25 protein-coding genes and 1 riboswitch are annotated in these 22,422 nt (G+C 69.4%); of the genes, 12 read left to right on the forward strand and 13 right to left on the reverse strand.

The window, feature by feature from the left end; translation table 11 throughout:
- Positions 1–49 precede the first annotated feature (49 nt).
- Complete coding sequence (gene thiC, locus EV562_RS29885) at positions 50–1,876, reverse strand: phosphomethylpyrimidine synthase ThiC (RefSeq protein WP_133889973.1); 1,827 nt, start codon at positions 1,874–1,876, stop codon at positions 50–52.
- Positions 1,869–2,058: riboswitch (TPP riboswitch) on the reverse strand. Its footprint overlaps the gene before it by 8 nt.
- 71 nt (positions 2,059–2,129) lie before the next feature.
- On the opposite strand from thiC, the gene EV562_RS29890 reads away from it, so the two are divergent.
- Positions 2,130–3,671 (forward strand): YibE/F family protein, encoded by a 1,542-nt coding sequence (locus EV562_RS29890; RefSeq protein WP_133889974.1) that lies wholly within the window; start codon positions 2,130–2,132, stop codon positions 3,669–3,671.
- Positions 3,672–3,719: 48 nt separating this feature from the next.
- Here EV562_RS29890 and EV562_RS29895 read toward each other — a convergent pair whose 3' ends face one another.
- From EV562_RS29895 to EV562_RS29910, 4 genes are all read right to left on the reverse strand, one after another.
- On the reverse strand, positions 3,720–4,157 hold the full coding sequence (locus EV562_RS29895) for an SsgA family sporulation/cell division regulator (protein WP_133889975.1): 438 nt from the start codon (positions 4,155–4,157) through the stop codon (positions 3,720–3,722).
- A 101-nt stretch (positions 4,158–4,258) separates the two neighbouring features.
- A complete protein-coding gene (locus tag EV562_RS29900) occupies positions 4,259–4,996 on the reverse strand; it encodes a helix-turn-helix domain-containing protein (protein WP_279588519.1) in 738 nt (245 codons plus the stop codon).
- A 306-nt stretch (positions 4,997–5,302) separates the two neighbouring features.
- Complete coding sequence (locus EV562_RS29905; RefSeq protein WP_133889977.1) at positions 5,303–5,515, reverse strand: DUF5326 family protein; 213 nt, start codon at positions 5,513–5,515, stop codon at positions 5,303–5,305.
- Between the two features lie 141 nt (positions 5,516–5,656).
- Entirely contained in the window at positions 5,657–5,974 is a 318-nt protein-coding gene (locus tag EV562_RS29910; protein ID WP_043382483.1) for a cupin domain-containing protein, read from the reverse strand.
- Between the two features lie 59 nt (positions 5,975–6,033).
- Between EV562_RS29910 and EV562_RS29915 the strand changes: the two genes are divergently transcribed.
- The 5 genes from EV562_RS29915 (at position 6,034) to EV562_RS29935 (ending at position 9,797) form a co-directional block, all read left to right on the forward strand.
- Positions 6,034–6,411 carry a phage holin family protein gene (locus tag EV562_RS29915; RefSeq protein ID WP_133889978.1) on the forward strand — a complete coding sequence of 126 codons (378 nt, stop codon included), beginning with the start codon at positions 6,034–6,036 and terminating at the stop codon, positions 6,409–6,411.
- 5 nt (positions 6,412–6,416) lie between these two features.
- Positions 6,417–6,911: a low molecular weight protein-tyrosine-phosphatase gene (locus tag EV562_RS29920; RefSeq protein ID WP_133889979.1), complete on the forward strand. Its 495-nt coding sequence runs from the start codon at positions 6,417–6,419 to the stop codon at positions 6,909–6,911.
- Complete coding sequence (locus EV562_RS29925; protein ID WP_133889980.1) at positions 6,908–8,086, forward strand: cystathionine gamma-lyase; 1,179 nt, start codon at positions 6,908–6,910, stop codon at positions 8,084–8,086. Before EV562_RS29920 ends, EV562_RS29925 begins: the two co-directional genes overlap by 4 nt.
- A gap of 278 nt (positions 8,087–8,364) precedes the next feature.
- Positions 8,365–8,847 (forward strand): NUDIX hydrolase, encoded by a 483-nt coding sequence (locus EV562_RS29930; RefSeq protein WP_133889981.1) that lies wholly within the window; start codon positions 8,365–8,367, stop codon positions 8,845–8,847.
- 83 nt (positions 8,848–8,930) lie between these two features.
- Entirely contained in the window at positions 8,931–9,797 is an 867-nt protein-coding gene (locus EV562_RS29935; RefSeq protein ID WP_133889982.1) for a GNAT family N-acetyltransferase, read from the forward strand.
- A gap of 87 nt (positions 9,798–9,884) precedes the next feature.
- Here the strand turns inward: EV562_RS29935 and EV562_RS29940 are convergent, their stop codons facing one another.
- On the reverse strand, positions 9,885–10,304 hold the full coding sequence (locus EV562_RS29940; RefSeq protein ID WP_133889983.1) for a heme-binding protein: 420 nt from the start codon (positions 10,302–10,304) through the stop codon (positions 9,885–9,887).
- Positions 10,305–10,426: 122 nt separating this feature from the next.
- Positions 10,427–11,638, reverse strand: coding sequence for an MFS transporter (locus tag EV562_RS29945; RefSeq protein WP_133889984.1), 1,212 nt, complete (start codon positions 11,636–11,638; stop codon positions 10,427–10,429).
- A 140-nt stretch (positions 11,639–11,778) separates the two neighbouring features.
- Between EV562_RS29945 and EV562_RS29950 the strand changes: the two genes are divergently transcribed.
- Positions 11,779–12,243, forward strand: coding sequence for a MarR family transcriptional regulator (locus EV562_RS29950; protein ID WP_133889985.1), 465 nt, complete (start codon positions 11,779–11,781; stop codon positions 12,241–12,243).
- A 20-nt stretch (positions 12,244–12,263) separates the two neighbouring features.
- A complete protein-coding gene (locus EV562_RS29955; RefSeq protein ID WP_133889986.1) occupies positions 12,264–12,716 on the forward strand; it encodes a GNAT family N-acetyltransferase in 453 nt (150 codons plus the stop codon).
- A gap of 80 nt (positions 12,717–12,796) precedes the next feature.
- Here EV562_RS29955 and EV562_RS29960 read toward each other — a convergent pair whose 3' ends face one another.
- Positions 12,797–14,182, reverse strand: a complete 1,386-nt coding sequence (locus EV562_RS29960; protein ID WP_133889987.1) for a serine hydrolase domain-containing protein — start codon at positions 14,180–14,182, stop codon at positions 12,797–12,799.
- Positions 14,183–14,384: 202 nt separating this feature from the next.
- Positions 14,385–15,863 (reverse strand): replicative DNA helicase, encoded by a 1,479-nt coding sequence (dnaB, locus tag EV562_RS29965; RefSeq protein WP_133889988.1) that lies wholly within the window; start codon positions 15,861–15,863, stop codon positions 14,385–14,387.
- A 459-nt stretch (positions 15,864–16,322) separates the two neighbouring features.
- Here dnaB and EV562_RS29970 point away from each other — a divergent pair, with 459 nt between their 5' ends.
- Positions 16,323–17,660 (forward strand): MATE family efflux transporter, encoded by a 1,338-nt coding sequence (locus EV562_RS29970; RefSeq protein WP_133889989.1) that lies wholly within the window; start codon positions 16,323–16,325, stop codon positions 17,658–17,660.
- A gap of 118 nt (positions 17,661–17,778) precedes the next feature.
- Here the strand turns inward: EV562_RS29970 and rplI are convergent, their stop codons facing one another.
- From rplI to rpsF, 4 genes are all read right to left on the reverse strand, one after another.
- On the reverse strand, positions 17,779–18,225 hold the full coding sequence (rplI, locus tag EV562_RS29975) for a 50S ribosomal protein L9 (RefSeq protein ID WP_003975023.1): 447 nt from the start codon (positions 18,223–18,225) through the stop codon (positions 17,779–17,781).
- 18 nt (positions 18,226–18,243) lie between these two features.
- Positions 18,244–18,480 (reverse strand): 30S ribosomal protein S18, encoded by a 237-nt coding sequence (gene rpsR / locus EV562_RS29980; protein WP_003949403.1) that lies wholly within the window; start codon positions 18,478–18,480, stop codon positions 18,244–18,246.
- Between the two features lie 42 nt (positions 18,481–18,522).
- Entirely contained in the window at positions 18,523–19,119 is a 597-nt protein-coding gene (locus EV562_RS29985; RefSeq protein ID WP_133889990.1) for a single-stranded DNA-binding protein, read from the reverse strand.
- 80 nt (positions 19,120–19,199) lie between these two features.
- On the reverse strand, positions 19,200–19,490 hold the full coding sequence (gene rpsF / locus EV562_RS29990) for a 30S ribosomal protein S6 (protein WP_019324683.1): 291 nt from the start codon (positions 19,488–19,490) through the stop codon (positions 19,200–19,202).
- Between the two features lie 276 nt (positions 19,491–19,766).
- Between rpsF and EV562_RS29995 the strand changes: the two genes are divergently transcribed.
- From EV562_RS29995 to EV562_RS30005, 3 genes are all read left to right on the forward strand, one after another.
- Positions 19,767–20,072, forward strand: a complete 306-nt coding sequence (locus EV562_RS29995) for a hypothetical protein (protein ID WP_133889991.1) — start codon at positions 19,767–19,769, stop codon at positions 20,070–20,072.
- 136 nt (positions 20,073–20,208) lie between these two features.
- A complete protein-coding gene (femX, locus tag EV562_RS30000; protein ID WP_003975027.1) occupies positions 20,209–21,330 on the forward strand; it encodes a peptidoglycan bridge formation glycyltransferase FemX in 1,122 nt (373 codons plus the stop codon).
- A 60-nt stretch (positions 21,331–21,390) separates the two neighbouring features.
- Complete coding sequence (locus tag EV562_RS30005) at positions 21,391–22,422, forward strand: alanine racemase (protein WP_030180845.1); 1,032 nt, start codon at positions 21,391–21,393, stop codon at positions 22,420–22,422.

Genomic DNA, 22,422 nt, shown 5'->3' on the forward strand with positions numbered 1-22,422 from the left:
ACGGGGAGAGGGCCGGCCCTGCCGTCTGCCCCCTCCCCGCGCCCGTGGGTCAGTCCGCGATCGGCAGGTACACGCGGTTGCCCGCCGCCGCGAACTCCTTCGACTTCTGTTCCATGCCCTCCTCGATCTCGCCCCGGCTGCTCCCGTGCTCCCGGCGAATGTCCTGCGAGATCTTCATCGAACAGAACTTGGGCCCGCACATCGAGCAGAAATGGGCCGTCTTCGCGGGCTCGGCCGGCAGCGTCTCGTCGTGGAACTCCCGTGCCGTGTCCGGGTCGAGGGCCAGGTTGAACTGGTCCTCCCACCGGAACTCGAACCGGGCGTCGGACAGCGCGTCGTCCCACTCCTGTGCACCTGGGTGACCCTTGGCGAGGTCGGCGGCATGGGCGGCGATCTTGTAGGTGATGACGCCGGTCTTGACGTCGTCACGGTTGGGCAGGCCCAGGTGTTCCTTGGGCGTGACGTAGCAGAGCATGGCCGTGCCCCACCAGGCGATCATCGCGGCACCGATGCCGGAGGTGATGTGGTCGTACGCCGGCGCGACGTCCGTCGTCAGCGGGCCGAGCGTATAGAACGGAGCTTCATCGCAGATCTCCTGCTGAAGGTCGATGTTCTCCTTGATCTTGTGCATCGGGACATGTCCCGGGCCCTCGATCATGGTCTGTACGTTGCAACGCTTGGCGATCCGGTTGAGTTCCCCGAGGGTGCGCAACTCGGCGAACTGCGCTTCGTCGTTGGCGTCGGCGATCGACCCCGGACGCAGGCCGTCGCCGAGGGAGTACGTGACGTCGTACGCGGCGAGGATCTCGCAGAGTTCCTCGAAGTTCTCGTACAGGAAGGACTCCTTGTGGTGCGCCAGGCACCACGCCGCCATGATCGACCCGCCGCGCGAGACGATGCCGGTCTTGCGGTTCGCGGTCAGGGGTACGTACGGCAGGCGCACGCCCGCGTGGACCGTCATGTAGTCCACGCCCTGCTCGGCCTGTTCGATCACGGTGTCCTTGTAGATCTCCCAGGTCAGCTCCTCGGCCCGGCCGTCGACCTTCTCCAGGGCCTGGTAGAGCGGCACGGTCCCGATCGGGACGGGGGAGTTGCGCAGGACCCACTCGCGGGTGGTGTGGATGTTGCGGCCGGTGGAGAGGTCCATGACCGTGTCGGCTCCCCACCGGGTCGCCCAGGTCATCTTGTCGACCTCCTCTTCGATGGAGGAGGTCACCGCCGAGTTGCCGATGTTGGCGTTCACCTTCACCAGGAACCGCTTGCCGATGATCATCGGCTCGATCTCGGGGTGGTTGACGTTGGCGGGCAGTACGGCACGTCCCGCGGCGATCTCCTCGCGCACCACTTCGGGCGACACGTTCTCCCGGACGGCCACGTACTCCATCTCCGGGGTGATCTCGCCCCGTCGTGCGTACGCGAGCTGCGTCACGGCGCTGCCGTCCCGGCCCCGACGCGGCTGACGCGGGCGGCCGGGGAAGACGGCGTCGAGGTTGCGCAGGCCGCCGCGGGGCGACGTGTGCTTGATCCCGTCGTCCTCGGGACGTACGGGACGGCCCGCGTACTCCTCGGTGTCGCCGCGGGCGATGATCCAGTTCTCCCGCAGCGGCGCCAGTCCCCTGCGGACATCGGTGTCGACGAGTGGGTCGGTGTACGGGCCCGAGGTGTCGTACAACGTGACCGACTGTCCGTTGGTGAGGTGCACCTGACGGACCGGCACCCGCAGGTCGGGGCGCGAGCCCTCGACGTACGCCTTGTGCCAGCCGATGGACTTCCCGGCCTCCGTGGTCTCCACGGCGTCCTTCTGGACGGAATTCTGCGTGGAGTTCTGCGTGGAGCTCTGTGCGGAGGCAGGCGTGCGTGCGTCCTTGATGGTCATGAGACCTACTCCCTACGCCGGCATTACCCGGTAACAGGTTCGGCGGTCGACGCAGCGGCTTCCGTCTGTCGACGTTCCGTGGGACACGTCACCCGGCTTCGGTGACGTTTCCCGTGAAACATCGCTGGGACGGAGGTCAGCGCCCTCTCAGCCCGGTGCTCCGAGCTCCCGCGTGTACAAAGGTGCCCCCACGCTAGCGCCCATCCGGGCGCGGTGAACAGAGGGCCCCCCTCGTTCTTGCGATGATCGGGCGGTGACCACACCGCAGCGACCCCCCTTTCCGCCGCGCCGGCCCCGCCGCGGACCGAACGCCGCAGAGGGCGACGGCCAGGCAACCGGGCCCGTCCCCGTCGCCACCCACGCCGCGAACGACGGCAGACAGGTCGCCGGTCAGGGGCATGGGCCCGGGCAGGCACATGGGCACGAGGCTGAGGACAGCGACCACGGTTCTGGTGGCCACGGCGCGGGCGGTGGACACGGCGCCGGTGGTGGGCACGGGCACTCGCACGCGCACAGTCATGGACCCGCGGCGCCCGTCTCGCGGCACCTGCGCAAGGTCATCGCCGCGATCCTGATTCCCTTCGCCGCCGCCGTACTGGTCGGGCTCGCGGTGCTGTGGCCGGGCGGCGCGCCGGCCCACGAGCGCACGGGGGTCGGTTTCGACCGGCAGACGCAGCAGGCCACCGTCACCAAGGTGGTCGAACTGAGCTGCCAGTCCGCCAACGCTCCGGGCGGCACCCCGACCGGCGACACATCCACCGCCGAGGGTTCCTCGGCGGTGCAGCAGGCGAAGGGCGAGTGCAAGCGGGCGACCGTCCGTGTCGACACCGGCGACGACAAGGGCCGTACGTTCGAGGAGATCGTGCAGCCGGACCAGACACGGCAGTTGCACGAGGGCCAGGAGGTGGTGGTCGCCTACGAACCCTCCGCGCCCAAGGATCTGCAGTACTCGGTGACGGACGTCAACCGCCGTCTCCCCCTGGCACTGCTCGCCGGCATCTTCGCGCTCGCCGTCGTGGCCGTCGGACGGATGCGCGGCCTCATGGCGCTGGTCTCGCTGGCCATCAGCTTCCTCCTGCTGAACTTCTTCATCCTGCCCGCCGTCCTCCAGGGCTCGAACCCCTTGGTCGTGGCGGTGATCGGATCCAGCGCGATCATGCTGATCGCGCTCTACCTGTGCCACGGGCTGTCGGCCCGCACGTCGGTGGCGGTGCTGGGCACCCTGATCTCGCTGCTGCTCATCGGCATGCTCGGCTCCCTGTTCATCGGCTGGGCCGCGCTCACCGGCAACACGGACGACAACACCGGCCTCATCCACGGCCTGTACCCGTCGATCGACATGAGCGGCCTGCTGCTGGCCGGGGTCATCATCGGATCGCTCGGCGTCCTCGACGACGTGACGGTCACCCAGACGTCCGCGGTCTGGGAACTGCACGAAGCCAACCCGGCCATGGGATGGCGCGGCCTGTACCGCGCGGGCATCCGCATCGGCCGCGACCACATCGCCTCGGTGGTGAACACGCTCGTCCTCGCCTACGCCGGCGCCGCGCTGCCCCTGCTGCTGCTGTTCTCGATCGCGCAGAGCGGGGTGGGGACCGTCGCCAACAGCGAGCTGGTCGCCGAGGAGATCGTGCGGACGCTGGTCGGCTCGATCGGCCTGGTGGCGTCCGTGCCGGTCACCACGGCCCTCGCCGCCCTGGTCGTGGCGGCGGACCGGCCGGCCCGGGCGGCGGTGGCGGGAGCGGGCGGTAGTGCACCGGTGCGGGGCGGGCGGGGCCGTCGTCGTAAGCGCTGACCCGCCCGGTGAAGCGTTACGCCACCGCCGCGGGGTTGCGGTAACGGTTCAGCCCGCGCTCTGTTCCTCGGCCAGGATGCGGTCCAGGGCCTCGTCGAGGTGACTGTCGAAGTCGGCGAGCGCCCCTTCCTGTCCCAGCGGCACCAGCTTGTCGGTGCGGTCGAGGAAGGCCACGAGGGGCGCGGCCGAGGAACGGAACAGGGCCTGGTCGCTGCCGACCTGAAGCCGGATCAGCACCTCGGCCAGCGGTTCCGGATCGACCGGCGCGATGCGCACGTCCCCGTCACCGCACGGTCGGCCCACCCCGTCGACCAGCAACTCCCGGCCGAAGGCCCAGGTCACCGGTGCGTCACCGGGCAGATGGAAGGTCAGGCGCACGGCATAGGGATCATGGCTCTCGTAGCGCAGCTCCACCGGAATGCGGAAAGAGAGCTCCTCGGACACGAGAAAGCTCATCATGACCTCTGCCTGTACGGACTCGCCCATTCGCCTACCCCGTCATTCGCCGTCGACCTGTCCGGGAATCAAACCTCTAACACTGGTGGCATCTTGCTCAACGTACACACCAGATCACAAGGAGTGAGTTTTCAGATACTGATAGAGAGGGCGAGCGAGCCCAGACGCCGGCCCACCTCGGTCTGCAGCCGCTGTGCCGCGGGCAGCAGCCGGTCGGCCTGCTGAAGGGGCAGTGAGATGGCCATCGTCGCGGCCGTGGTGCCGACGGTGATCGGGATCGCCGCGCAGACCGTCCCCAGCGCGTACTCCTGGCGCTCGGTCACCGGCGTCATCCGGCGCATGCGCTCCAGCCGCCTCAGCAGGCTGTGGCTGTCGCGCACCGTGTACGGCGTGAGCGGCTGCACCGGGTAGCGGTCCAGGTGGTCGCGGCGTGCGTCCTCGTCGAGCTGGGAGAGCAGACACTGCCCGATGGCGTGCGCGTGTCCCGTCTCGCGGAAGTCCGCCCACTCCTCGACCGCCGGATTGCCCGGGGTGTCGGAGACGCACATGACGTCGATCTCGCCGTCCCGGTACATGGCGTAGTACACGGGGACGCCGATCGCGTCGCGCCAGTGCGCCATGGTGTCGACCACTGTGCTGCGACGTTTCTGCTCGGCGCCGCTGCCGCTCAGCCGCTCGGCGGCCTCGCCGAGGAAGAACAGCCCCTTCTCCCGGCGCAGATAGCCCTCGTGCACCAGGGTCCGCAGAAGGTGGTAGGCCGTGGGCAGCGCCAGTCCCGTCTCGCGGGCCAGTTGTTTGGCGGGGGCTCCGTACGGGTGCTCGGCGACGCACTCGAGCAGGCGCATCGCTCGCTGAACGGAGCCGATCAGAGTCACGGAAGGCGGGTCGGCCGAGGACGGCGCGGGGGATGTCCGTGGCGTCGATCGGGGCTGCACGGGGAGGGCGTGCAGCTGAGCGAATGCGGTGTCAGCCGTGGCCAAGGGTCACTTCCGGGACGCGAGGTGGCGGTCCGTGCGGAGAACACGGGTGGGGGTGTACGCCGTTCGCGGGGTCGCCCCCGCGTGGAGTTCCGGACTCTAATCGCCGGTCACCGCTCACCGACGGCCCGCCCGGGAAACTTCCCTCGCCCGAGGGAACCGGTGGTTTCTGTTACCGCCACCGGTGCCCCACCTCGCTCACCAGTCGCTGCGCGACGAGGAGCTGGACATGAACTTGCGTACGACGTAGATCAGTCCGCCGACGAGCGCGACGAAGATCAGCAGCTTGAACAGCAGACCGATCACGAATCCGACCACGCTGGCGATCAGCCCGCCGAACACGACCAGGGCGATGACCGGCACCGCGACCCACTTCACCCACCACGGCAGTCCCGTGAAGATCTCTCGCATCGCCGTTGCCCTTACCTTTCGGGGAATCCTGGGAGTCCTCTGACGTCCTGCACCCGATGCTAGGGCCGCGGGCGCCACAGCAGGGGCCTCGCATCCCTTGTCTCCCCCTGACCGATCCCCTAGGGAACCCCGAGGTCGTCCTCAGCTCTCCGGCGGAGAGAAGACCACCAGAACCCGCAGGTCCTCGCTGATGTGATGGAACTTGTGGGCCACCCCGGCCGGCACGTAGACCACGCTGCCGCGGGCGACCTGGGTGGTCTCCATGCCCACGGTGATCGCGGCCCGTCCGCTCACCACGAAGTACACCTCGTCCTGTGCGTGCGGCTGCTGCGGATCGCTCGTCCCCGCGTCGAGGGCGTACAGGCCGACCGACATGTTCCGCTCCCGCAGGAACTGCAGGTAGGCACCGTCGTTGGCGGCGCGCTCCGCCTCCAGTTCGTCCAGCCGGAATGCCTTCATCGCCTCGTCCGCCCCTGCCTCACCGTTCGGGTCCGATCACGTCTGTCACGATCAGACACATGAAGAATTTCCTAGTCAAGACGATCGCCAACGCGGGCGCCCTCGCGGTCGCCGTGTGGCTGCTCGACAAGATCACCCTCACCGGGGGCAGCACCGGCGAGAAGGCCGTCACCCTGATCGTGGTCGCTCTGGTCTTCGGCCTGGTCAACATGGTGGTGAAGCCGATCGTGCAGGTGCTGACCTTCCCGCTGTTCATCCTGACCCTCGGTCTGTTCACCCTCGTGGTCAACGCGCTGATGCTGTTGCTCACGTCCTGGGTGGCGGACAAGCTCGACCTGAGTTTCCACGTCGACGGGTTCTGGACCGCCGTCCTGGGCGCACTGATCATCTCGATCGTCTCCTGGGCCCTCAACGCTTTCCTGCCCGACGGGGACTGATCCGGATGACCTACCGCGTCTGCTTCGTCTGCACGGGCAACATCTGCCGGTCCCCGATGGCCGAAGCCGTCTTCCGCGCGCGCGTGGCGGACGCGGGACTCGACGACCTGGTCGAGGCCGACAGCGCCGGTACCGGGGGCTGGCACGAGGGTGAGGGCGCCGACCCGCGCACCGTGGCCGTCCTGGCCGAGAACGGCTACGGTCTCGACCACACGGCACGCCAGTTCCAGCAGTCCTGGTTCTCCCGCCTCGACCTCGTCGTCGCCCTCGACGCCGGACACCTGAGGGCCCTGCGGCGGCTCGCCCCCACCGAGCAGGACGCGGCCAAGGTGCGTCTGCTGCGGTCGTACGACCCCGCCGCCGACGGTGGTGACCTCGACGTTCCGGACCCGTACTACGGGGGTCAGGACGGTTTCGAGGAATGCCTTGAGATGGTGGAGGCGGCGAGCGACGGGCTGCTCGCCGCGGTACGCGAACAAGTGGAAGGACGGGCGGCATGAGCGATTCCGCCACGAACGACAGCACCGGCACGGGCAGGACGGGCCCCGCCTCCGGCCCCGGTGACGGCACGCGCGCGGTGCGGGCCGGGCTGCCCGAACCCGTCAAGCACGAGCCCACCCTGCCCGGTCCGGTGTTCGCCGCCCACTTCCACCTCCCGGGCGACCCGACCGGCCCGTACACCTACGGCCGCGACGAGAACCCGACCTGGACCCACCTCGAGCGCGCCATCGGCGAGCTGGAGGATTCGGGACAGGACGGGGTCGAGACCCTCGTCTTCGCCTCGGGCATGGCCGCGATCTCCTCGGTGCTCTTCTCGCAGCTGCGCGCCGGTGACACGGTCGTCCTGCCCGACGACGGCTACCAGGTGCTGCCGCTGGCCCGCACACAGCTGGAGGCGTACGGCATCGAGGTGCGCACCGCGCCGACCGTCGGGGACGCCCAGCTCGACGTCCTGGACGGGGCGAAGCTGCTGTGGCTGGAGACGCCTTCCAATCCGGGGCTCGACGTGTGCGACGTGCGGCGGCTGGTCGAGGCGGCACACGCGTGCGGCGCCCTGGTAGCCGTCGACAACACGCTCGCCTCACCGCTGGGGCAGCGCCCGCTGGAGCTCGGCGCCGACTTCTCAGTGGCCAGTGGCACCAAGCAGCTCACCGGCCACGGTGACGTCCTCCTGGGCTACGTGGCCGGGCGGGACCCCGCCGCGATGGCCGCCGTACGGCGCTGGCGCAAGATCGTCGGCGCGATTCCCGGGCCCATGGAAGCCTGGCTGGCGCACCGCTCGATCGCCACGCTCCAACTCCGCGTGGACCGGCAGAACGCCACCGCGCTCAGGGTGGCCGAGGCGCTGCGGGCCCGGCCCGAGATCACCGGGCTGCGGTACCCCGGACTTCCCGACGACCCGTCCCACAAGGTCGCCTCTCAGCAGATGCTGCGCTACGGCTGTGTCGTCTCGTTCACGCTGCCCTCGCGCGCGCGTGCCGACCGTTTCCTCGAGGCGCTGCGCCTGGTCGAGGGTGCGACGAGCTTCGGCGGGGTGCGGTCCACCGCGGAACGGCGCGGGCGCTGGGGTGGCGATGCGGTACCGGAGGGCTTCATCCGGCTCTCGGTCGGCGCGGAGGACCCCGAGGACCTGGTGGCGGACCTGCTGCGGGCACTGGACGAGACGGCGGACTGACGACGCCGAGCCGTCCCTCCGTACTCTCGCCGGCCGGTCCTTCACCCCGGAGGCCCGGGAAGGGCCGGCCGCCGGACATCCGGATCCGGCCATCCACCGGTTCCGCCGGTGCGGACGTTCTTCCTGTGGGTGCGCAGCGGCACGCAGACGATGCCGCCCATGGCCGGGCTCGCGCGTGTCGCTGCATGCGGCCACCGGCTGGGACGGAGTCGGCGGGCTCACGAACCGGGCGCGCGTCACGATGTTTCACGTGGAACCAGCCGGGCCACATTTCTCCCATGACCGTCCGACCCGTGGTCAAGCGCACCGCTCGCGCCGTCCTGCTGGACGGCGACCACCTGATCCTGATCAAGCGGACCAAGCCCGGCGTCGACCCCTACTGGGTCACTCCCGGCGGTGGGGTCGAGCCGGACGACACCACCGTCGTGGACGCCCTGCACCGCGAGGTGTACGAGGAACTCGGCGCCAAGATCAGTGATGTGGTGCCCTGCTTCGTGGACACCGTGGAGCACATCGGCGAGGACGGTGGCGCGACCGGTGTGAAGGTGCAGCACTTCTTCGTCTGCCACCTGGAATCCATGGACCCCTCCCTGCGGCACGGCCCCGAGGTCGACGAGCCCGCCGGTGAGTACGAGATCGTCAGAGTGCCGTTCACCCGGGTCGGGATCGCCTCGGTCCACCTCGTACCGCTGTCGTTGCGGCACTACCTGGACGGCAACATCGAGGGTGTGCGAGCCATGCACGCCCCCGACCTCGGCTGAACGAGGTCGACGTGACCGAAAGCTCGTGTGATCTGCCGGAAAGCGGTGGACGCGGACGACCGCCGTCGGACAGCCTGACCTGCGTGCCGACACCTTTCCTCGCCTCCGCTCCGATCCGCCGTCTGACGCTCCGCGACCTCACTGCCTGCGCCGACCTCTCCGAGAACCGGGGATGGCTCCGCGAGGAGCACAAATGGGGGTTCCTCCTCACGGCCGGAAAGGGGTACGGCATCGACGACCCCGACGGCGGTCTCGTCGCCGCCTGCACCGTCACCGAGTACGGACCTCCGGAGCGTCCCACCCTCGCCGCCATCGGCATGGTGCTGGTCGCCGAGCGGCACGCCCGCCAGGGCGTGGGCCGCCGGCTGATGCGCCACGTCGTCTCCGCTCTGGGCACCGTTCCGCTGACTCTGCACGCGACCCCGTACGGCCGACCGCTCTACGAGGAGCTCGGCTTCAAGGTGACCGGCGGGGCGGAGATGGTGCGTGGCCGTTTCGTGCCCGGCGGGCCGGCACCGAGGACTGCCACTCGCGCGGCCACCGCTGAGGACCTCGGCGCGATCCTCCGGCTCGACGAGGAGGTCTTCGGCGCCGATCGCACCCACATCATCGCGCGGCTGCCCGCGTTCGCCGACCAACTGCGCGTCGCCGAGGCGGCCGGCCGGGTCGTCGGGTACGCCGCGGCCTGGCCGAACATGGACACCCATGTCGTGGGTCCGCTGATCGCCCGTGACACCGAGACGGCCAAGGCTCTGATCGGCTCCCTCGCCGCCGGTACCGACCGGCCCCTGCGCACGGACATCGACGTGCGGCACGAGGAGTTGCTGGCGTGGGTGAAGGAGCGTGGCCTCTCCACGGTCGCGCCCAACGCGGTCATGACGTACGGAATCACCGAGTTGCCCGGGGACTGGGCTCGGCGGTTCGCGCCGCTGACGGTGGCGGCGGGCTGACTTCGGCGCCCATGCGGCACGGCGATCGCCGGCCCCGGGCGGCCCGGGACCGACGATCGGACGGGTGGCTGCCGCATGCCGCTGTCGTCAGGCGATGCTCTGCAGTGCGGCCGAGGCGAAGGAATGGTCCTGCTCGGGTGCGCCGCCACCCACCCCGATCGCCCCGATCAGCCGTCCCTCGCGGTGCACGGGCACGCCGCCGGCGATGAACAGCAGCGGCCGGTCGAGCGCCGTGGGCAGGGTGTGGAAGGGGCCCCCGGGCTGCACGGCGTCGACGAGGTCCGCGGTGGGAGCGTTCAGCTGGAGCGCCGTGTAGGCCTTGCGGCCGCTGGTCTCTCCGGAGATCAGCACGGCACGGTCGTCCCGCCGGAAGGCCAGCAGGTGACCGCCGGCATCGAGGACCGTGACGCTGACGGTGACACCGGCCGCCTCGGCGGCGTCGTGAGCGGCGGTGACGAGGGCTTCGGCGTCGTGGATCGTCAGCGGGGCGACGGCGGTGGTGCTCATGGGTCTTTCTCCTTGGTTGTGCTGAGTGGTGCGGTGCCTCGGTGGTCGCCGAGGCGTCAGTGGGCCAGAGCAAGGGGTGAGGGACGGGCTCTGATCCCGCCCCTGGGCCTTGGCGGGTTCTTTCAGTGGTGGACGGCGGGGGCTCGCTGCTCGGCGGGCACGGAACCGGCGACGACCGAGCCGGGTGTGCTCCCGCGCCGCTCCAGAGCGGCGGAGAAGACAGCGAGGACGAGGGCGGCGAAGGCGAGCGCGGCGCCGACCCAGTTGGGGGCGGTGTAGCCGAAGCCTGCGGCGATGACGACGCCCCCGAGCCAGGCGGAGAGCGCGTTGCCGAGGTTGAAGGCACCGATGTTCACCGCGGAGGCCAGCGTCGGGGCACCGTGTGCGTGGTCCAGGACGCGCTTCTGCAGCGGCGGGACGGTGGCGAAGCCCAGGGCGCCGATCAGGACGACGGTCACGGCGGACGCGATCTTGTCGTGCGCGGTGAGCGTGAAGAGGGCGAGGACGACGGCCAGCGCACCCAGGGAGATGTACAGCATGGGCATCAGGGCGCGGTCGGCGAACCTGCCGCCGACGAGGTTGCCGCCGACCATGCCGAGGCCGAAGAGGACGAGCAGCCAGGTGACCGAGCCGTCGGCGAAGCCCGCGACGTGGGTCATCATCGGCGCGATGTAGGTGATGGCCGCGAAGACTCCGCCGAAGCCGAGAACGGTCATGGCCATCGCGAGCAGGACCTGGGCGTTCTTGAACGCCGCCATTTCGTCCCGCAGCCGTACTCCCTCGGCCCTGGGCACGTCGGGGACCAGCTTGGCGACTCCGGCCAGGCCGACGACCCCGAGCGCGGCGACGACCGCGAAGGTGACGCGCCAGCCGGCGGACTGCCCGATCAGCGTTCCCAGCGGGACTCCGACGACATTGGCGACGGTCAGGCCGGTGAACATCATCGCGATCGCGCCGGCCTTCTTGTGCGGGGCGACCAGACCGGCCGCGACGACGGAACCGATGCCGAAGAAGGCGCCGTGGGCGAGTGAGGCGACCACGCGGCCGATCAGCATGACGGAGAACACGGGGGCGACGGCGGAGAGCAGGTTGCCGACGATGAACAGACCCATCAGCAGCATCAGCATCCGCTTGCGGGGGACCTTGGTGCCGAGCACGGTCATCAGCGGGGCGCCGGCCATCACGCCGAGCGCGTAGCCGGTCACCAGATAGCCGGCGGTGGGGATGGAGACCCCGTAGTCGCTCGCGACCTCGGGCAGCAGGCCCATGATCACGAATTCCGTCGTTCCGATCCCGAAGGCCCCGATCGCGAGGGCCAGAAGCGCGAGAGGCATGGAGGGTGACACCTTCCCAGAAGATTGCAGGAGCGCTTTGCGTTCGCCCACAATAGTTGCACACGCGGGCTACTTGCAAACGAGGGCAATTGCGCAGTTGGTCTACCCTGGTCTGAGGCGCTCCTGGACGGAGGAATCACATGACAGCGACGGATCCCGCACTCACCGCTCTCTCCCAGGGCTGGTGCGCCCTCTCCCTGCTGCACGGGAGGATCGAGGCGCACATCGAGCGCGCGCTGCAGACCGGGCACGACCTGAGCGTCCGTGAGTACTCGCTGCTCGACGTGCTCAGCCGGCAGCACGACGGCGACGGGGGACATCTGCAGATGAAGCAGGTCGCCGATGCCGTCGTCCTCAGCCAGAGCGCGACCACCAGGCTGGTCACCCGGCTCGAAGACCGGGGCCTGCTGGAGCGCTACCTGTGCCCCACCGACCGGCGCGGCATCTACACCAACGTCACCGTGGCGGGCCTGCAGCTGCTGAACGAGGCACGGCCCACCAACGACGCCGCGCTGCGCGAGGCTCTCGACGCGGCCGCCGTGAACCCCGACCTGGCCCCGCTGGTCCGAGCCGTGGAGACCCTGAAGGCGCCGGTGCCCGCCTGAGCACGTTCTAGAGTGCGGCCATGGAAGATCTTGAAATACGGCCCACCACCGTCGAGGACATCCCGGCGGTCGTCGCGATGCTCGCCGACGACCCGCTGGGCGCACAGCGTGAGTCACCGGATGATCTGACCCCGTACCGGACCGCTTTCGAACGCCTCAGGTCCGACCCGAACCAGCACCTGGTGGTGGCCGTCCGCGCGGGCCGTGTCGTCGGGACGCTCCAGCTGACGATCGTCCCCGGACTGTCCCGGCGCGGCGCGACCCGTTCGATCATCGAGGGCGTACGTATCCACGGCGACGAACGCGGCAGTGGACTGGGCACGCAGCTCATCGAGTGGGCGGTCGACGAGTCCCGGCGGCAGGGATGCCACCTGGTGCAGCTCACGTCCGACAAGACCCGTACCGACGCCCACCGCTTCTACGAGCGCCTGGGCTTCTCGGCCTCGCACACGGGCTTCAAGCTCCAGCTCTGAGGAACGGCTCCCTGGCACGGTGGCAACGGGCACGTGGCCCTGTTTCACGTGAAACAGGGCCACGTGCGGCCTGAGGACCGTCAGCCGATCCCCCGCCAGCCCTCCGGGTGCACTCCGCCGGGCACCGCGTCGCCCTCCTCGTACGGCTGGCGCGTGAACACGAAGGACCCGAGGTCCAGGTGGCTCACCGTTCCGTCGGGACGCCTCACCGCTCGCAGCAGCTCACCTGCGTAATACCCCTCCAGGCCTGTCCAGGTGCCGTCCCCGTTCACCCGGAAACGTGACCGGCGGCCCTGGCCCGACAGTGGTCCCAGCGAGACCCCGCCGTCCGACGTCAGCCGCAGGGCGAAGGCCTGCGTGCCCCAGTACCACTGCCCCGCCAGCTCCAGTACCGACGGGTCGGCCTCGGGCAGCGGACGCCACGGTGCGGGGATCCGGGGTTCCGCCTCGGCGACGATCCGCACCAGGTCGGCCCCGAGCCCGCCGATCAGTGGCCCCGACGTGCAGTTGGTCAGCACCACCGCGGCCACGTCGTCCTCCACGCCGATGGTGAGGTTGGCCAGGAAGCCCGGCAGTGACCCGGAGTGCCCCACGAGCAGCCGCCCGTCCCGGTGCTGGAGCTGCAGCCCCAGCCCGTACGCCGCACCGTCCACGACGTCCGAGGCCTCGGCCGGTGCGGCGGGCGCCCGCATCTCCCGCACGGTCTCCGCGCCGAGCACCCTGTCGTCTCCCTGCGTCAGAAAGACGGCGAACCGCGCCAGGTCCCCGGTGGTCGACCAGAGCTGACCGGCCGGAGCCATCCTGCCGAGATCCTCCACGGGCTCGGCCAGCATCACATCGGCCCATGGATGCACCGCCCAGCCTCCGGCGTGCGGGGCGCTGGCTTTTGCGGCCGTACGCTCCAGCCCCAGCGGTTCCAGCACCTCCCGCCGCAGGACGTCCTCCCACGCCGCACCGCGCAACTTCTCGATCAGCGCGCCGAGCAGGGTGTAACCGGGGTTGGAGTAGTGGTGCCGGCGGCCCACCGGGTGCAGGAGCGGCCGCTCACCCAGTACGTCGGCCAGCTCGGGCCGCAGCGAGCCCGGTGTCCGCTCCCACCAGGGCCCGGGCGACTCGGCCGCCAGCCCGCCCGCGTGCGCGAGCAGTTGGGCGATCGTGGCCTCCCCCGCCCCGGTGCCCGGCAGGTGCTTCTCCAGCGGGTCCCCGAGGTCGAGCACGCCCTCGTCGCGCAACCGCAGGACGAGGACGGCGGTGAACGTCTTGGTGATCGAGCCGATCCGGTACTGCACGTTCTCGTCCGGGCCCTGTCCGTCGACCGAGCTCCGAGCACCGTGCCACACGGTCCGCCCGCCCCGGACCACCGCCGCGACGAGCGACGGGGTCCGCCCCTCGGCCTGGGCCACGGCGATCCGGTGCGTCAGCGCCCGGCGGGTGCCGGGCAGCAGCTCTTCCTGAGGTGTCGTCATGCGCCCAGTCCACCGGCCGGGACAGCTCCCGTCGAGCCGATTTCCCCGTGGCGCCCCACCGGTTCAGCGAGTCTTGACCGTGCCTCCGTCGATGACGTGGTCGGTGCCCGTGATGTTCCCCGCGACGTCGGAGAGGAGGAACACGAAGCTGGACACCTTGTCCCGCCCGGCGTCCGCGGGTGAGAGCCGGTCCGGCCGACCGTCAGGTCTGTGCCATGTCGACGAAGCGCGAGTAGTGGCCCTGGAAGGCGACCGTGATCGTCGCCGTCGGACCGTTACGGTGCTTGGCCACGATCAGGTCCGCCTCGCCCGCGCGCGGCGACTCCTTCTCGTAGGCGTCCTCGCGGTGCAGCAGGATGACCATGTCGGCGTCCTGCTCGATCGAACCGGACTCACGCAGGTCGGAGACCATGGGCTTCTTGTCGGTGCGCTGTTCGGGGCCTCGGTTCAGCTGGGAGAGCGCGATGACCGGGATCTCCAGCTCCTTCGCGAGGAGCTTGAGGTTACGGGACATGTCCGAGACCTCCTGCTGCCGGCTCTCGGCGCGCTTGGACCCGCCGGACTGCATCAGCTGGAGGTAGTCGATGACGACCAGCTTGAGGTCGTTGCGCTGCTTGAGGCGGCGGCACTTGGCACGGATCTCCATCATCGACAGGTTCGGGGAGTCGTCGATGTAGAGCGGGGCGGCCGACACGTCGGGCATCCGGCGGGCGAGCCGGGTCCAGTCGTCGTCCGTCATCGTGCCCGACCGCATGTGGTGCAACGCGACACGGGCCTCGGCGGACAGCAGACGCATCGCGATCTCGTTGCGGCCCATCTCGAGCGAGAAGATGACGCTGGGCAGATTGTTCTTGATCGACGCGGCCCGTGCGAAGTCGAGCGCGAGAGTCGACTTGCCCATCGCGGGGCGGGCGGCGATGACGACCATCTGGCCGGGGTGCAGTCCGTTGGTCAGCGAATCGAAGTCCGTGAAACCCGTCGGCACACCGGTCATCTCGCCGCTGCGCGACCCGATCGCCTCGATCTCGTCGAGGGCGCCCTCCATGATGTCGCCGAGCGGCAGGTAGTCCTCACTGGTGCGCTGCTCGGTGACGGCGTAGATCTCGGCCTGGGCGCGGTTGACGATCTCGTCGACGTCGTCGTCGGCCGCGTATCCCATCTGGGTGATCCGGGTGCCGGCTTCCACCAGGCGGCGCAGGACTGCCCGCTCGTGCACGATCTCCGCGTAGTAGGCGGCGTTCGCGGCCGTCGGCACGGTCTGGACGAGCGTGTGCAGGTACGAGGCACCGCCGACCTTGTTGATCTCACCGCGTTTGGTGAGTTCGGCGGCGATCGTGATGGGGTCGGCGGGCTCGCCCTTGGCGTAGACGTCGAGGATGGCCTGGTAGACCGTCTCGTGGGCCGGCTTGTAGAAGTCGTGGCCCTTGAGGATCTCGACGACGTCGGCGATGGCGTCCTTGGACAGGAGCATGCCGCCGAGGACCGACTGCTCGGCATCCAGGTCCTGGGGCGGCACCCGCTCGAACGACGGGCCGCCGCCGTCCCACCCACCGCTGTCGGATCCGCGTTCGTGCTGCTCGTCGCGGCTGCGGCCCCCCTCGCCGCGGCGGCGGGAAGCAGGCAGACGATCACTTGGGCCGCTGTCGGCCCACGGGTCGTCCAAGGGCTCGGAAATGCTCACCGAGCCACCTCCTCCCGTCCGCCCGGCGGACCTCGCCGTGCCTCTCATTTCTACGGCACGGCACTGACAAATAGGACGCCCAACTCCGGTTCTGGCGCGCCGGTTTTGTGATGGTTCACCAGCCGACGGACGGAGTGGGCGCCGGACAACCGTAGGCCCGCGGGCACCGTCAGCCAATCTGGTTATCCACAGGGCATGTGGACGACCGGCCAGATGCTGTGGAGAACCGCGCCAAACCTGTGCACGACTCGGTGGACAGCCCTGTGAACAAGCCCGCAGAATCCCTCAGGGAACTAGCCTGAGCTGCGCCTTTACCGTCCACTGCCTGTGCAGAAGAAAAACTTGGCCGGTCAGACCAAGATCGAGGCGACCCCTGCCCAGAAGTGCACGGGGTGAGACAGATCGTAAGGGTTACAAAGGCTTTGCATCTCTTACCTGTGGAAGATTAGATTGGTGCTCATGACACAGGCCCCTGCGCGTACGCGGACCGCCCGGCGCCGGCACGACCGAGAGATCGTCGCGCTGGCCGTCCCGGCCTTCGGCGCGCTCGTCGCCGAGCCGCTGTTCGTCATGGCCGACAGTGCCATCGTCGGCCATCTCGGAACCGCTCAGCTCGCCGGACTCGGCATCGCCTCGGCCCTGCTCACGACGGCCGTCAGCATCTTCGTCTTCCTCGCCTACGCCACCACGGCCGCCGTCTCCCGGCACGTCGGCGCGGGCGATCCGCAGGCGGCGATCCGCCAGGGCATGGACGGTATCTGGCTGGCCCTGCTGCTCGGCGCGGCCGTCATAGCGGCCGTTCTGCCCACGGCTCCCTCTCTCGTGGAACTCTTCGGCGCCTCCGACACCGCGGCTCCCTTCGCCACCACCTATCTGCGCATTTCGTCTCTCGGTATCCCCGCCATGCTCGTCGTGCTGGCCTCGACCGGTGTCCTGCGGGGTCTGCAGAACACCAGGACCCCGCTCTACGTGGCCGTGGCCGGTTTCGTCGCCAACGCCGTACTCAATGTCGTGCTCGTCTACGGTGCCGGACTCGGCATCGCGGGCTCCGCCTGGGGCACCGTCGTCGCCCAGTGCGGCATGGCCGCGGTCTACCTGTGGGTGGTCATTCGCGGAGCCCGCCGACACGGCGCCTCCCTGCGGCCGGACCTGGCCGGCATCAGGGCCTCCGCTCAGGCCGGCATGCCGCTGCTCGTGCGCACGCTTTCCCTGCGCGCGATCCTCATGATCGCGACGGCGGTGGCGGCCCGCCTCGGCGATGCCGACATCGCGGCACATCAGATCATCCTGTCCCTGTGGAGCCTGCTGGCCTTCGCTCTCGATGCCATCGCGATCGCCGGGCAGGCCATCATCGGCCGGTATCTCGGAGCGAACGACACCCAGGGGGCACGCGACGCCTGTCGCAGGATGGTGGAGTGGGGCGTCGCGGTCGGGGTCGTACTGGGTCTGCTCGTGGTGCTGTCCCGGCCGGTTTTCCTTCCCCTGTTCACCGGCGACGCCGTGGTCAAGGACACGGCACTGCCCGCGCTGGTGATCGTGGCCGTCGCCCAGCCGATCTGCGGAGTGGTCTATGTCCTGGACGGTGTCCTCATGGGTGCGGGCGACGGCCCATACCTGGCCTGGGCCATGCTGCTGACCCTGGCGATCTACACACCCGCGGCCCTGCTCGTCCCTGCGCTCGGCGGTGGGCTCACCGCCCTGTGGGCGGCGATGACGCTGATGATGATGATGCGTCTGGCGACGCTGTGGCTGCGTACGCGATCGGGACGCTGGATCGTGACGGGCGCGACGCGCTGACCGTTTCACGTGAAACACGACGTTCCGCGTTGCGTACGGCTTCGAGGACGGACACGAAGAGGGGCCGCATTCCCTTTCGGGAATGCGGCCCCTCTCATCGCTTCAGCGAGAGCAATGCTCAGGCAGCGACAACCTCGATGCTGACCTTGGCGTCAACCTCGGGGTGCAGACGCACGGACGTCTCGTGGGCGCCCAGGGTCTTGATCGGCGAGCCCAGCTCGATGCGGCGCTTGTCGACCTCGGGGCCACCGGCGGCCTTGATCGCCGAAGCGACGTCGGCCGGGGTGACGGAGCCGAAGAGACGACCGGCGTCGCCGGAGCGAACGGCCAGACGGACCTTCACACCCTCAAGCTGGGCCTTCACCTGGTTGGCCTGCTCGATGGTCTGGATCTCGTGGATCTTGCGAGCACGACGGATCTGCTCGACGTCCTTCTCGCCACCCTTGGTCCAGCGGATCGCGAACTTCCGCGGGATCAGGTAGTTGCGAGCGTAGCCGTCCTTGACGTCGACGACGTCGCCCGCGGCACCGAGGCCGGAGACCTCGTGGGTGAGGATGATCTTCATGTTTCGGTCACCCTTCCCTTATCGCGCGGTGGAGGTGTAGGGCAGCAGCGCCATCTCACGGCTGTTCTTCACGGCCGTGGCGACGTCACGCTGGTGCTGAGTGCAGTTGCCGGTCACGCGGCGGGCACGGATCTTGCCGCGGTCGGAAATGAATTTCCGCAGCATGTTCGTGTCCTTGTAGTCCACGTACGTGACCTTGTCCTTGCAGAATGCGCAGACCTTCTTCTTCGGCTTGCGCACAGGCGGCTTAGCCATGATGTTTCTCCTGTGTGATCAAGAAGTGTGGGTGGAGCCCGCCTAGAAGGGGGGCTCGTCCGAGTAGCCGCCACCGCCGCCGGAGCCGCCGCCCCAGCCGCCGCCCTGCTGGCCGCCGCCCTGCTGGCCACCGGCGGGAGCACCGGTCGCCCAGGGGTCGTCGGCGGGAGCGCCGCCGCCCTGCTGGCCGCCGCCGGAGCCGCCGCCCCAGCCGCCGCCACCCTGGCCGCCACCGCCACCGCCGCCGTAGCCGCCCTGGCCTCCGCGGCCCTGGCCCGAGGTCTTGGTGACCTTGGCCGTGGCGCTGCGAAGGCTGGCGCCGACCTCGTCGACGTCCAGCTCGTAGACCGTGCGCTTGACGCCCTCACGGTCCTCGTAGGACCGCTGCTTCAGCCGGCCCTGCACGATGACGCGCATGCCTCGCTGGAGCGACTCGGCGACGTTCTCCGCCGCCTGGCGCCAGACCGAGCAGGTGAGGAACAGGCTCTCGCCGTCCTTCCACTCGTTGGTCTGGCGGTCGAAGGTGCGGGGAGTCGACGCGACGCGGAACTTCGCGACGGCCGCACCGGACGGGGTGAAGCGCAGCTCGGGGTCGTCGACAAGATTGCCGACGACCGTGATGACGGTCTCGCCTGCCATGGGGAACCTCTCGGCGGGTTTGCTGCTCTGGCTGCTTGGTTGCTGCTACTCGAATCCCGGTATCAGCTGAGCGGGAAGGCTCAGTGGGTCTCGGGACGGAGGACCTTGGTCCGGAGGACCGACTCGTTCAGGTTCATCTGGCGGTCGAGCTCCTTGACGACCGCAGGCTCGGCCTGCAGGTCGATGACCGAGTAGATGCCCTCGGGCTTCTTCTTGATCTCGTACGAGAGACGACGACGGCCCCAGGTGTCGACCTTCTCGACCTTTCCGCCGCCGTCACGGACGACAGAGAGGAAGTTCTCGATCAGCGGGGAGACAGAGCGCTCCTCGAGATCGGGGTCGAGGATGACCATCACCTCGTAGTGACGCATGTGGAACCCACCTCCTTTGGACTCAGCGGCCACGGTCGTTCCGTGGCAGGAGGGTTGCGATGCGTTCGCACCGGCATCAACGAGTAAACCAGGACCCACTGACAATCGGACCGCCTCCAGGGAGGAGGCCCGGCCGTGGACGGCAGAAGACACCAGTGCAGAAGGTACAGAGTACCCGGCGACCGGCTTGCGGTTGAAATCCGGCTGTGAGGGGACACAATCGATACTCAGCGGATGTGAGGGCGACGACACACTGCCTTCGGCAGGAGGTTCCCCATGGCACAGATCATGCGACCCGCCAAGCCCCGGACCGGTCTGCTGGCCACCGACGGCAAATCGCACCCCCTCCAGGACACCCTGCTGGCCGTGACGCTGGTGCTCGGGGTGCTCGCCCTCGCCACCGCGAGTTTCCGGGGGCTGCACGTCCTGACCTCCTGGGCGGGCCTGCTCGGTGTGCTGACCGGCGGATACGGCCAGTACGTCTCCGTGACGACCCGAGAGCGCTTCGGCCTGGTGCTGGGTCTCGGAGCCTGCGCGCTCGGTCTGTTCTTCGGCATCTACCACGGTGGGCTCGTCGGCTGAACCCGCCCGGCGACCGCCCGCCGGACACCCCTTGCGGCCGTACGCCGGACGGGGCGCTCACAGGGCGCAGTAGGCTTCGCGCGAGAGCCGGAGCCCCTGTACCCATGGGGACACACCAGCCCGAGGAGCGCCCCGAATGAGCCTGACCCTGAGGACCATCAGCCGCGAGCAGCATCTGGCCTACATCCAGAGCCTGCCGGCGGCCAGTCACATGCAGGTCCCGGCGTGGGCGGACGTGAAGGCGGAATGGCGCTCGGAGAACCTCGGCTGGTTCGACGACCGGACCGGTGAGCTGGTCGGCGTGGGTCTCGTCCTCTACCGGCAGCTGCCCAAGATCAAGCGCTACCTCGCCTACCTCCCCGAGGGCCCGGTCATCAACTGGTTCGCGCCGAACCTCCAGGACTGGATGGAGCCGATGCTGGCGCACCTGAAGCAGCAGGGCGCCTTCTCGGTGAAGATGGGCCCGCCGGTGATCATCCGGCGTTGGGACGCGACGTCCATCAAGAAGGGCATCCAGGACCCCGACGTCAAGCGCCTGCGGGACATAGAGGCGGACCACATCGAGCCGCGCGCCTTCGAGGTGGCCGACAAGCTGCGCCGGATGGGCTGGCAGCAGGGCGAGGACGGCGGCGCCGGCTTCGGTGACGTGCAGCCCCGTTACGTCTTCCAGGTGCCGCTGGCCAACCGCTCCCTGGAAGAGGTCCACAAGAACTTCAACCAGCTGTGGCGCCGCAACATCAAGAAGGCCGAGAAGGCCGGTGTCGAGGTCGTCCAGGGCGGCTACCACGACCTCGAGGAGTGGCAGCGCCTGTACGAGATCACGGCCGTGCGCGACCACTTCCGGCCGCGCCCGCTGTCGTACTTCCAGCGCATGTGGGCCGCCCTCAACAACGAGGACCCCAACCGCATGCGGCTGTACTTCGCCCGGCACAACGGGGTGAACCTGTCGGCGGCGACCATGCTGGTCGTCGGCGGGCACGTCTGGTACTCCTACGGCGCCTCCGACAACATCGGCCGCGAGGTCCGGCCGTCGAACGCCATGCAGTGGGCCATGCTCCGCGACTCCTACGCGCTGGGCGCCACCGTCTACGACCTGCGCGGCATCTCCGACTCGCTGGACGAGAGCGACCACCTCTTCGGGCTGATTCAGTTCAAGGTGGGTACGGGCGGTCAGGCGGCCGAATACCTCGGCGAGTGGGACTTCCCCCTGAACAAGCTGCTCCACAAGGCGCTCGACATCTACATGTCGCGCCGCTGACCGACAGTCCCTCCCCGATCCGCACCTCTGACAGCCACGAGAAAGGTTCCAGGTCCGGCCATGGCGCTCACGCTCTACGTCGACACCGCGCGCTGGCGGGCGCACCACAAGCACGTGCAGGAGCAGTTCCCCGGGCTGGTCCCGGTCTGCAAGGGCAACGGCTACGGATTCGGTCACGAGCGGCTGGCGGAGGAGGCCACACGGCTGGGCTCGGACGTACTGGCCGTCGGCACCACCTACGAAGCCGCTCGCATCAAGGACTTCTTCGGGGGTGACCTGCTGGTCCTCACCCCGTACCGCCGCGGTGAGGAACCCGTTCCGCTGCCCGACCGGGTGGTGCGTTCGGTGTCGTCCATCGACGGCGTGTACGGCCTGGTGGGCGCGCGCGTGGTCATCGAGGTGATGTCCTCGATGAAGCGGCACGGCATCAGCGAGCAGGACCTGCCGCAGCTGCACGCCGCCATAGAGAACGTCCGGCTGGAGGGCTTCGCCATCCACCTGCCGCTGGACCGCACCGACGGCTCGGACGCCGTCGAGGAGGTCATCGGCTGGATGGACCGGCTGCGGGCGGCCCGGCTCCCGCTGCACACCATGTTCGTCAGCCATCTCAAGGCCGACGAACTGGCCCGGCTCCAGCAGCAGTTCCCGCAGACCCGCTTCCGCGCCCGGATCGGCACCCGGCTGTGGTTGGGGGATCACGAGGCCACCGAGTACCGCGGCGCCGTCCTGGACGTCACGCGCGTCGCCAAGGGAGAGCGTTTCGGCTACCGGCAGCAGAAGGCGGCCTCCGACGGCTTCCTGGTGGTCGTGGCGGGCGGTACGTCGCACGGGGTGGGGCTGGAGGCACCGAAGGCGCTGCACGGTGTCATGCCGCGCGCCAAGGGCGTCGCCCGGGCCGGCCTCGCCACGGTCAACCGCAACCTCTCCCCGTTCGTCTGGAGCGGCAAGCAGCGCTGGTTCGCGGAGCCGCCGCACATGCAGGTGTCGATCCTGTTCGTTCCCTCGGACGCGGCGGAGCCCAAGGTGGGGGACGAGCTGGTGGCGCATCTGCGGCACACCACCACGCAGTTCGACCGCATCCTCGACCGCTAG

The organism is Streptomyces sp. BK208 (assembly GCF_004364245.1).
GTDB lineage: Bacteria > Actinomycetota > Actinomycetes > Streptomycetales > Streptomycetaceae > Streptomyces.